This window comes from Lacticaseibacillus songhuajiangensis (assembly GCF_003946025.1).
GTDB classification, from domain to species: domain Bacteria; phylum Bacillota; class Bacilli; order Lactobacillales; family Lactobacillaceae; genus Lacticaseibacillus; species Lacticaseibacillus songhuajiangensis.
Window position 1 is genome coordinate 25,747 of sequence record NZ_RHNR01000030.1, and the last position, 9,271, is coordinate 35,017.

7 protein-coding genes are annotated in these 9,271 nt (G+C 54.1%); 6 read left to right on the forward strand and 1 reads right to left on the reverse strand.

Annotated features, from left to right (window positions below):
* Window positions 1-25: 25 nt before the first annotated feature.
* A complete protein-coding gene (gene brnQ, locus EKM97_RS08125) occupies window positions 26-1,411 on the reverse strand; it encodes a branched-chain amino acid transport system II carrier protein (RefSeq protein WP_125571901.1) in 1,386 nt (461 codons plus the stop codon).
* Between the two features lie 979 nt (window positions 1,412-2,390).
* Between brnQ and EKM97_RS08130 the strand changes: the two genes are divergently transcribed.
* The 6 genes from EKM97_RS08130 (at window position 2,391) to EKM97_RS08155 (ending at window position 8,796) form a co-directional block, all read left to right on the forward strand.
* Complete coding sequence (locus EKM97_RS08130) at window positions 2,391-3,176, forward strand: alpha/beta hydrolase (protein ID WP_125571902.1); 786 nt, start codon at window positions 2,391-2,393, stop codon at window positions 3,174-3,176.
* 744 nt (window positions 3,177-3,920) lie between these two features.
* The gene (locus EKM97_RS08135) at window positions 3,921-5,120 is read left to right on the forward strand and encodes an ABC transporter substrate-binding protein (protein ID WP_125571908.1); all 1,200 of its coding nucleotides are present in this window, start codon (window positions 3,921-3,923) and stop codon (window positions 5,118-5,120) included.
* Window positions 5,121-5,470: 350 nt separating this feature from the next.
* Window positions 5,471-6,349, forward strand: coding sequence for a branched-chain amino acid ABC transporter permease (locus EKM97_RS08140; RefSeq protein WP_125571903.1), 879 nt, complete (start codon window positions 5,471-5,473; stop codon window positions 6,347-6,349).
* A gap of 14 nt (window positions 6,350-6,363) precedes the next feature.
* Complete coding sequence (locus EKM97_RS08145; protein ID WP_125571904.1) at window positions 6,364-7,320, forward strand: branched-chain amino acid ABC transporter permease; 957 nt, start codon at window positions 6,364-6,366, stop codon at window positions 7,318-7,320.
* Window positions 7,317-8,105: an ABC transporter ATP-binding protein gene (locus EKM97_RS08150; RefSeq protein ID WP_125571905.1), complete on the forward strand. Its 789-nt coding sequence runs from the start codon at window positions 7,317-7,319 to the stop codon at window positions 8,103-8,105. Before EKM97_RS08145 ends, EKM97_RS08150 begins: the two co-directional genes overlap by 4 nt.
* On the forward strand, window positions 8,092-8,796 hold the full coding sequence (locus EKM97_RS08155) for an ABC transporter ATP-binding protein (protein ID WP_125571906.1): 705 nt from the start codon (window positions 8,092-8,094) through the stop codon (window positions 8,794-8,796). Before EKM97_RS08150 ends, EKM97_RS08155 begins: the two co-directional genes overlap by 14 nt.
* The last annotated feature ends 475 nt before the right edge of the window (window positions 8,797-9,271 follow it).

The window sequence follows — 9,271 nt, forward strand, 5'->3', positions numbered from 1 at the left end:
TATTCAGAAAAACAAGCTGATAGAATTAGTCACTTTCAGGCAGTTGCACCACGTTGCCGGCCTGAGCATGTTCCCGGTAGAAGTGGACGCCAAGACCGAGGACTAAGCCGACGAGGGCGGGCACAAGCCAGCCGAGCCCCATGCTGGCAAACGGCAGGTAAGCCTGCTGGAAGGCAACAACGGCCTTACCGAAGGCACTCGCGGAGACAACTGGTGGGAATGCAGCCACCATGTCCATCAGAGCAGGCAGGGTGGTGAAGGCAACGACGAAGCCGTAAACCACGCCGTCGCGGTGGAACAAGGGACTGGCCACAGAGAGCATGATCAAGACCATGGAGAATGGGTACAGGAACATCAGCATTGGTGTTGACCAGGCGATGATGGTGTCGAGCCCGAAGTTCGCTGTGCAGAAGGAAGCAAAACTCATGAAGGCGAGCCACTGCTTGTAGGAAACTTTTGGAAAATGCTTGTGGAAGTCCTGGGCGAAGGCGGCAATCAAACCAATTGCCGTTGTCAGGCAGGTGACGGTGATCAGCACGGCTAGGAACGCATGGCCGGCGGCGCCGAGGTAGTGGGTGACAATCTGGTTGAAGGCGACCCCGCCATCAGCGGAGACCTTAAACTTGCCGAGGGACATCGCGCCAAGCACGATGAGCAGAACGTAGACCAGACCGATGAGGCTGGTTGCCAGCGCGCCGGACTTAGCAGTCACCGCGGCGACCTGACTATCCTTCTTCAAACCGAAGCCGCGCACGGCGGTAACCACGGTAACTCCGAAGGCTAAACCAGCCAAGGCGTCCATGGTGTTGTATCCCTGCAGGAAGCCGTTCATGAAGGCGGCGTGCGTGTATTCAGTCGTCGCTGCTTGGTGCAAGGCGTTACCCATTGGGTTTAGGAAGCCGATGAAGAAAACCAGGGCCAGCAGAACCAGGAAGGTTGGGTTCAGCACCTTACCAACCGCGCTGGTGATTTTGCTTTCCCGGTAGGAGAACAAGAACGCCGCGAGGAAGAAGAGTGCGGAGAAGACCAGCAAACCGGCGTGCTGCATGTTCTTACTGAGCAGTGGCGCAACCCCAACGGTGAAGGGGACGGTTGCTGTCCGGGGTGTGCCGAACAGTGGGCCGATGGTGGCGTGGATGAGGACCATGAAGGTCAGCCCGAACCACGCGCCGAGCGGCTTACCGATGTCGTAAACCCCTTCGGCGTGGGTGATGGCAATGGCGAGCACCGCCAGCAGGGGCAGGGCAACCGCGGTCAGCAGAAAGCCGAGGGTTGCTGGCAGCAAGTGGCTGCCAGCGAGTTGGCCGAGGTGCAGCGGGAAGATCAGGTTACCAGCCCCAAAGAAGAGACCAAAGAGCATTGATGCGACAAGCAAGTAGTTTTTAGTACCAAAATGACGTTTTGATTCCATGGGGAAACTCCTCCAAATATGTTCATGACGCCGACGAATTCGCGTGCAATGCTATCCGTGGTTGCCGGATAATTCGCCGGGCGCGCTGAGAATGTTGCGATTGATAATTGCGTTTGTAATGCCACTAATGCCATCGTCCATGACGAACCATCTCTTTTCATAATTTTGTGGGGATGCTATGTGTCGCCAGCTCACGGCGCAATATATGTTGCTGCTTATGTGTTGGGGCTATGTGTTGGTGCGAGCAATATGTGTGCCCAGAGGGGCGGGGGCCTTGGAAGGCCAATATGTGGTGACTGAAATCGGCAATAAGTAGACGAAAAAAGGCGTCCTCAGATTCAATGAATGAATCCAAGGACGCCTTGCGCGGTACCACCTTGTTACGTTCTGCCGTCACCGACAGAACCTCAATACGTACGGCGGCAACGGGCAAAAACGCACGGCTGCAGCGATACGCTGGCATGGTAATGGGTGCCTCCCATGACACGTTACTGTGAAGCTGCGATAAAAGGCGTTTAGAGTCCGGTGTATAAGGTGGGGACAACGGAAATCCCGGTTTTAGGATTTCTGTTGTCCCTGCCTTATATGCAAGGACTCTGCCTTTTAGCGCGCGATTGCACGTCTGCAGCATAGTTCGGTGTCCCGCTCGAAAGGGATTTTCATCGTGTCACTTCCTGCTTCCTCACACCTAACGAAGCTCGCTGAAGGTCGTGCACGACTACTCTTCTTTCTCATCGCAATTACTTATTGCCTATGAGTTTATGAGTGATTAATGTGTTTGTCAACCTTTTGGTGTGAATTTCTTTAATTTACGGTGTTTAAGGGTAATGACTGCGTGTTGTTTTCAGTATGTAGATCGCGGCGCTTAACCAAACGCGTTAATGAAGAAAAACTCGCTGCGGGTCTTTTACATGCCGCGCTGATTAACTAGACGCGCTATAATTGGGGCGACAAGATTAATGACAGGAGGTCGAGGCTAATGGTAAAAACGACGTTCAATATTCCCTATGGTGAGGAACCGGAGCAAAAGGTGGATGTCTACTTTCCGACGGTTGCCGTGCGCGGCGCAGTGATTGATATTCACGGTGGCGGCTGGTTTCGCGGTGACAAACTCAAAGATGCCGATTTAGGCGAGTTGTTTGCGCAGCAAGGCTACCTGACTTTTGTCGCGAACTACCGCATCGGCGAACGCGGCCATTACCCGCGGCCGCTGGAGGACATGGATCACCTCTATGAGTGGCTGATGACGGGCGACTTTAGTTTCCCACGCGAGCACGTGCTGGTCTTTGGTTCCTCCGTTGGCGGCAACATGGCCATCGAGATGGCCATCAAGTATGGCATGCCGGCTGTGTCCTTGTCTGGCATTATCGATATGGCGGACTGGATTCAGGCGCATCCAGATGTGCAGGGGTCGTTGGATCACAAGAACAACTTCGGTGGCCCGAGCGCCGCGATTAACCAGGATGGCGCTGACGACCCCTTCTATAAGGGCTTTATCATGAATTACTTCGGTGGCCGCACGGATCAACTCGCCGCAGCTTCACCGGCGCCGCGGGTGACGGCGCAGACCGGGCCACTGTATATTGCGAACTCCTTGAACGAGTTCGTGCCGAACAGTGGGGTGCTGGCCATGGCGCAGCAGCTAACCGCCAAACAAGTGCCGTTCACCTTGCGTTTGGTACCCGGCACGCACCATGCGAAGGGTTACTGGCGGGTGGTGGCAACCGATGTCCTCAATTTCCTGGCTGCGAACACGGCAGAGTGAAAATGAGAGCTGTGTTAATTATGAAAACAAACGTCCGCGTGACGAATGCACACGCGGCAAAGTGACAATTTATTTTCAGCAAGCAAAAGTCGTTGTGGTGACCGTCGCAACGGCTTTTTTGCGTGTCTGAATTTGGACGATTGAAAATGGTGTGTAAATTAAAATGTGAAAAGCCGTTGACAATTATTAGACCGATGGTTAAGCTATGTTCATAAATTAATTTTGGAAAGGAGATACCACTCATGTTTAAACCTAAATCAAAACAGCCAGCAGTTGTATCTTCAATCCAAATCCTCGCCTTGTTGTTGCGCGTGAAGGACCCGACAAACAGTTAGCGATTCGCTGATTGTTCAAGTTGAGCCCTTATTCGCGTTTGGCAATGAGGGCTCAGGATACGCGTATGAGGCCTCATTGCTTAGACAATGAGGCCTTTTATTTTTGCCCAGAAGGAGGTTTGGGATATGCGCCGATTGCGTTTCTTGTGTGTTCTTAGTCAAAATTAGCGGTTTTACCGAGAGGCACAGATAGAACGATAAACGCGTTCCGAAAAGCAGCCCTCACCTTGTATACCGGGGTCTAACCGCTTTTCTGCACAGCTAAAACATAGCGGGTCGCGCGGCCCAAACCGGAGCAGTGCTCCGACACATAGTTCCAAGACATAGCGTCAACACATATTCGCACCACCACATAGCAATATTGATATTAATTGCAATTTATAATGCATACATTTTGAGGAGAAGCATGATGAAGAAGACAATGTTCAAGAAGATGGCCGCAGCGGCCGCAACAATGGCAGCCATGGTCGTCATGGCGGGGTGCAGCACCGCCGCTAACAGCAGTAAGAAAGGCAATAGCGCCAGTGGAAGCACGATGAAGGTCGGGGTTAACCTCGAACTGTCCGGTGCCGCCGCCGGTTACGGTCAGCAGATGAAGCAGGGCATTCAGCTCGCCGTTTCTGAGATCAACGCCAAAGGTGGCGTCAAAGTTGACGGCAAGAAGTACAAGATCAGCGCCGTCTACCGCGACAACAAATCCACGACTTCCGGCTCCGCGTCTGTATCCGCGCAGCTGGCTAACAACGACAAGGTGTCCGCAATCGTCGGCCCTGCAACGACTAACGATGCTACGGCCGCTATTCCGAACATCACCAAGGCTGCCGTTGCCCAGGTAAGCCCCGCCGCAACGGATCCTGGTTACACCATCGACAAGAACGGCAAGGTGCAACCTTACGCTTTCCGTGCTTGCTTTGAAAACAACTTCCAGGGCGGCACGGCAGCGCGTTTTGCCAACAACACGCTGAAGGCCAAGAAGGTGGCTATTATCGCTGATAACTCGACCGATTACGGGACTGGGCTCGCGAAGGCCTTTAAGAAGGAATTCAGCGGCAAGGTTGTTTCCACCCAGTATTTCCAGGAAGGTGACAAGGACTTCAATGCCATCCTGACCAGCATCAAGAACAAGGGTTTTGACGCCATCTACGCACCAGGTTACTACTCCGAAATCGGGCTGATTGTGAAGCAGGCCCGCCAGATGGGCATCAAGACGCCAATCGTGGGTTCCGACGGCATGGCTGACCCGAAGCTGGCCAAAATTGCCGGTGCCAGCAACGCCACTGACGTTTACTACACCACACCGTTCTCCACACTGACTGCGGCGACCGACAAGACGGTTAAGAACTTCATGTCTGCCTTCAAGAAGAAGTTCCACACGGATGCGCCAACCTTCTCCGCACTGGCATACGACTCCATGTACATGGTGGCCAAGGCTGCTGAAGACGGCAAGTCCACGAACTCCGCTGACATTGCTAAGGCCATGGCGAAGATCAAGAACATGAAGGGTGCCACTGGTACCATGACCATCGATGCGAAGCACAACCCACAGAAGTCCATCGCCATCGAACAGATGACAGACGGCAAGGTGGTTAAGGCTTACAGCGTGAAATAAGTCTTTGATTAAGCTTGGGCGACCGCCTGTGAACGGCCGCCCATTGGTGTTCTAGGCGTTTGAAGTCAAGCCGCCCCGGCTCGCAGCTTAGTCGCGCTCCAAAGGGCTGACCTTCAATGCAGAAGACAACTAGAGTCAAAATCCTAAAAGCGGGATTTTAGCTCTAGCCGCCTTCTGCAGCCGGGTCAAACCGCCCTTTTCCGCAGCCTTATTGAGTTGCGCTCGCCAGGGCTGACTCCTCAAGCGTAAGGCGGGGCACACCAAAATCCTAAAAGCGGGATTTCGGTGTGCCCCACCTTACGCACCGGAGCCAAACCGCCCTGGCTCGCAGCCTGAATGGAGGATATCTTTTGCACACTATGATGCAACAACTCATCAATGGCTTATCCCTCGGTTCCATCTATGCCCTGCTTGCGCTGGGGTACACGATGGTTTACGGGGTCATCAAGCTGATTAATTTTGCCCATGGGGACATCTACATGCTGGGCGCCTTCTGGGGGTATTACGTGCTGCGCTACTGGCACGTGAACTTCTGGGTCGCCTTGCTGTCCGCGATGGTCGTCAGCGCGTTTGCCGGGATGCTCATCGAGTTTCTCGCCTACCGCCCGCTGCGCCACAGCCCGCGGATTACCGCGCTCATCACCGCCATCGGGGTTTCCTACCTGCTCGAAAACGGGATGAGCTACCTTTATGGTGCAAGCCCGCGGAATTTCCCGCAGGTAATTAAGCAGGAGAACTTCCACATCGCTGGCCTGACCGTGTCCAACATCCAACTGCTGATTCTGGTGGTCGCCATCGTCCTGATGGTGGCACTCCAGCTGATTATCAAGAAGACCAAAATGGGGAAGGCGATGCGCGCCGTGGCCGTTGATCCGGACGCCGCCCAGCTGATGGGGATTAACCCCAATCACGTCATCTCCTTCACCTTTGCTCTTGGGTCCGCACTTGCCGGTGCCGCCGGCGTGCTGATTGGGCTTTACTACAACACGATTGACCCGCTCATGGGGATGACCCCCGGGATTAAGGCCTTTGTTGCTGCCGTTGTTGGTGGGATTGGCTCAATCCCCGGTGCGTCCGTTGGTGGTTTCCTCATCGGGATTCTGGAAACGGCCACGCAGGCGGTGGGCCTGAGTGCCTACAAGGACGCTGCCGTGTACGTTGTGCTGATTGTCATTCTGCTGGTGCTGCCGTCCGGAATCTTCGGTAAGCGCACCAAGGAAAAAGTCTAAGGAGGCTGCGAATCATGAAATTCAATCTCAAGGCCAACTTAATCTGGCTCGGCATTATGGTTGCCGGGTTTGTCCTCATTGACGCCGCGGAGTTCACGGGGATGGTCAACACCTTCATCGAAAACGCGATGGTGACGGTGGGCATCAACATTATTCTCGCGACGGGGCTGAACCTCATCATTGGTTTTGCCGGTCAGTTCTCCCTCGGTCACGCCGGTTTCATGGCCATTGGCGCCTACGCAACGGGTATCATGACGCAAAACATGGCGACGCCGCTGGGCTTTTGGCTATCCGTTGCCGTTGGCGTGGTCATTGCCATCATTGCCGCCATCATTATTGGGGTGCCAACGCTGCGCTTGCGCGGGGACTATCTAGCCATTGCCACCATGGGGGCTGCGGAAATTATCCGCGTTGTCATCAATAACCTCAAAATTACGAACGGACCCGCCGGGATTTTCAACATTCCCCAGTTTGCGACCTGGCCCGTTGTGTACGTCATCATGTGCATCACGACCATCATGATTGCGAACTTCATTCACAGCCGCGCGGGACGGGCGGTCATGTCCGTGCGGGAAGACGAAATTGCCGCTTCCGCCATGGGGATTAACACGACCAAGTGGAAGCTGGCCGCCTTCGTGTTTGGTGCCGCTACTGCGGCCATCGGGGGTAGCCTACACGCGTCCTACCTGCAGACGATTGCACCAGGCGACTTTGGCATCATGAACTCCATCAGCCTGCTGATTATCGTGGTGCTGGGTGGGACCGGTAGTCTAACGGGGACCGTCGTGGCCGCTGGGGTGCTGGGTGTCATTGACACCGTGCTCCAGAATTTTGGCACGCTGCGGATGGTCATCTACGCGCTGGCACTGATTCTAATCATGGTGTTCAAGCCAAGCGGGCTGCTTGGCCGCTGGGAGCTGTCCTTCAAGCGGGTCGGCACGTCCAAGAAGAAGGAGGTCGTTGACCAATGAGTTTGCTTGAAGTGAATCACCTCACCCAGCAGTTTGGCGGTCTGAAGGCCGTCAGCGACGTGTCCCTGACGATTGAGGACGGCGAACTGATTGCGCTCATCGGGCCAAACGGGGCCGGCAAAACGACGCTGTTTAACATGCTGACGGGCGTGAACGTACCCACCAGCGGTGAAATCAAGATGGCCACGGATAAGGGCCAGGTGCTGATTAACGGCAAGCGGACTGACCAAGTAGCCAAGCTCGGCATGAGCCGCACCTTCCAGAATATCCGCTTGTTCGCCGAATTATCGGTGCTGGATAATATCAAAATTGCAATGACGAGTAACACGCGGGAGAACTTCGTCGAAACGATGCTGCGCTTGCCTTCCTTCTATAAAAAGGAGAGCGCCATCGAAGATGAGGCGCGCAAACTACTGACAGACTTTCAGCTCATTCGCTATGCCCGCTCAACTGCGGGCAGTCTGCCTTACGGTTTGCAGCGGCGCGTGGAAATCGTCCGTGCACTCGCTACCAAGCCACGGCTGCTGTTTCTGGATGAACCCGCCGCGGGGATGAACCCGGAAGAAACGGCTGATTTAACCGCCGTTATTAGCCGTATTCAAAAGGATTACGGCGTCACCGTCGTTTTGATTGAACACGACATGTCACTGGTCATGAACTTGGCCCAGCGCATATACGTGCTTGATCATGGTAGCCTCATTGCCAGCGGCACACCGGCGGAGATTAAGCAGAACCCGGCCGTTGTAGCGGCATACCTGGGAGGTGAAGCAGTTGCTGAAGGTTAGTAACCTGTTTGTGAATTATGGCGGCATTCAGGCCGTTCGCGACGTGAATTTTGAAGTTAACGCTGGCGAAATCGTGACGCTGATTGGCGCTAACGGGGCCGGGAAGTCGACGATTCTGAAGACGATCTCCGGCATCATGCGGCCTAAATCTGGTCTCATCACTTACAACGACCGTGCCATCCAGAATGACAGTGCCGCGGCGATTGTGGCCGCTGGCATCTCGCAGGTGCCTGAAGGTCGGCATATTTTTGCCGGCATGACCGTGCAAGAGAACCTGGAAATGGGTGCCTTCATTCACAAGGGCGGCACCGACATGGCGGGGAGCTTTGAGGAAATCTTCACCCAGTTTCCCGTGCTCAAGGAGCGGCGCAATCAGGACGCCGCCACCTTGTCCGGTGGTGAGCAGCAGATGCTCGCTATGGCCCGCGCATTGATGGCACGGCCAAAGCTCCTGCTGCTGGACGAACCATCGATGGGGCTGGCCCCCATCTATATCCAGAAGGTGTTCAACATCATTAGGGAGATCAACGCGCATGGCACCACCGTGCTACTGATTGAGCAGAACGCCAAGCAAGCGCTCAGTATTGCTGACCGGGCCTACGTGCTGGCCAGTGGTGAAATCAAAATGAGCGGGACGGGCAGTGAGCTACTCGCCAGCCAGCAAGTTCAAGAAACCTACTTGGGCGCGTAATGGTTCCAGTAGTGATAGTTATAGAAAAAGCAGTTATTTTGTCGGTTGACGAAGTAACTGCTTTTTTGCGATATTTTGGAAATCCGATTTATTGATTATGGTGATATATGCCGTACAACTTTTGTTAACTACTGAACAAGAGGACGCTGTGAATGTTATAATAATTGGCGTTAATTATCACGGTGGGTTGTCGTGATTACGGAACGTTTGGGTGAGGAGGCGGCGCTGTGCTAGGGATGAGCATGAAGATGAATTTGCACCTGTTGTCACTACCGATGTGGCTGACGCAGGGGATGATTGCGATTTTCTTTGCCTGCGGGTTTATTACTTAGTGGCTGGTGAATTAGCCCTAACTTTCAGGCAAATCCGCGATAACTTTGTAATCAATCTTCACCGCAGTCTTATTCTTTTTGGCAGTAATCGAAATTGGTCTACTTAAAACTGCGAGAAGATTTTCCAAATTCGCCATGACCAC